This window comes from Bacillus sp. CD3-5, assembly GCF_006349665.1.
GTDB lineage: Bacteria > Bacillota > Bacilli > Bacillales > Bacillaceae_G > Bacillus_A > Bacillus_A paranthracis.
Genome location: NZ_VEPX01000039.1, coordinates 1 through 1,416 on the forward strand (window position 1 = coordinate 1; position 1,416 = coordinate 1,416).

At 36.0% G+C, this 1,416-nt stretch carries 1 protein-coding gene; it reads left to right on the top strand.

What is annotated here, in order from left to right:
* Positions 1 to 100: 100 nt before the first annotated feature.
* Positions 101 to 1,291 (top strand): IS256 family transposase, encoded by a 1,191-nt coding sequence (locus FH036_RS26880; RefSeq protein ID WP_044790599.1) that lies wholly within the window; start codon positions 101 to 103, stop codon positions 1,289 to 1,291.
* The last annotated feature ends 125 nt before the right edge of the window (positions 1,292 to 1,416 follow it).

Below are 1,416 nucleotides of genomic sequence, written 5' to 3' on the forward strand. Positions count from 1 at the left end.
GATGATGTATAAAAGTATGTGTAAACATTTTTAGGCAAAAAATAAGGCAAAGTACCCCCTAGGTTTATCCAGAACCTAAAATGAAAGGAGACTTTGCCTCATGCCTAATAATAGTATACCCAATTTAGACTTAGGTAAACAAATTGAAGCTATGGTAAAAGACTTTGTACAAGAGAAATTAGAAATGATTCTTAGAGAGGAAATTCAAAACTTCCTAAAGACAGAACCTCAAAACGAACCTAATTCTAAAAATGGTTATTATCAAAGAATGTTGGATACAAAGTTTGGACGAATAGAAGATTTGTCTGTCCCAAGAGATCGGAACGGTGACTTTCAAACCTCCTTATTTCAACCGTATCAACGTCGTGACGGTTGGTTAGAGGAAGCGGTTCTAAGTCTATATCAAAGCGGTGTAAGCACACGACAAGTCGGGAAGTTTGTAGAACGTTTATTAGATGGTAATCCTTACTCAGCTACTACTGTATCTAATATTACCGAAAAGATTAGGAATGATATCGAAAGTTGGCAATCCCGTACATTAGAGTCGAATTACACCGCACTCTATTTAGATTGCTTATTTTTCAGTGTGCGCCGCGATACGGTTGAAAAAGAGGCGATTTATATTGCCTTAGGCATTACGTTGGAAGGGAAGCGTGAGATCTTAGGGTTTTACGTTGGTGGGCGAGAATCGGCAAGTGGTTGGCGAGAGATTCTAGAAAATTTACATGAGCGAGGCGTAAAGAACGTCTTACTAGGTATTTTCGATGGATTAACTGGCTTAGAAACAGCGTTTCTAAGTGTATATCCGAAAGCGGATGTTCAACGTTGTGTTGTCCATAAAATGAGGAATGTATTGTCTAAAGTAAGAAAATCCGATCAGAAAGAAGTCTCAAGTGATTTTAAACAAGTGTATAGAGCTGCAGATTTACCAAGTGCGGAAGAAGCGTTTCAAATGGTCAAAGAGAAATGGGGCAAGAAATACAAAAAAGAAGTGGATTCATGGGAAAAAGATTTACCTGTTCTTCTTACTTTTTATAAATATCCAAAAGAGATTCGATCTTATATTTACACAACGAATATGATTGAGCGAACTATTAAAGAAGTCAGAAAGCGTTTAAAGACAATGAATAGCCTTCCAAGTATAGAATCCGTGGAGAAAATCGTATATTTAGTATCAAATAATTATAACAATAGTTGGACCACTAAACGGACAGCTGGATTTGGTCTAGCCCATGAAAAAATCTATAAACTATTTAAAGAAAGATATGGAGAAACAGAGTTATCGGAGTAAAATACCGTTTAAAAAATGGTATGTGAAAAGTGAAGCTAGCTTCACTTTTCACATACCAAATCATTATAAATTCATACTGGATAAACCAATGTATTGGGCCTTATCAAATTACACAGACTTCTTGA

What these genes read in the sequence shown, in the direction of transcription:
- FH036_RS26880 (WP_044790599.1), top strand. Translation starts at nt 101, where the DNA reads ATGCCTAATAATAGTATACCCAATTTAGACTTAGGTAAACAAATTGAA.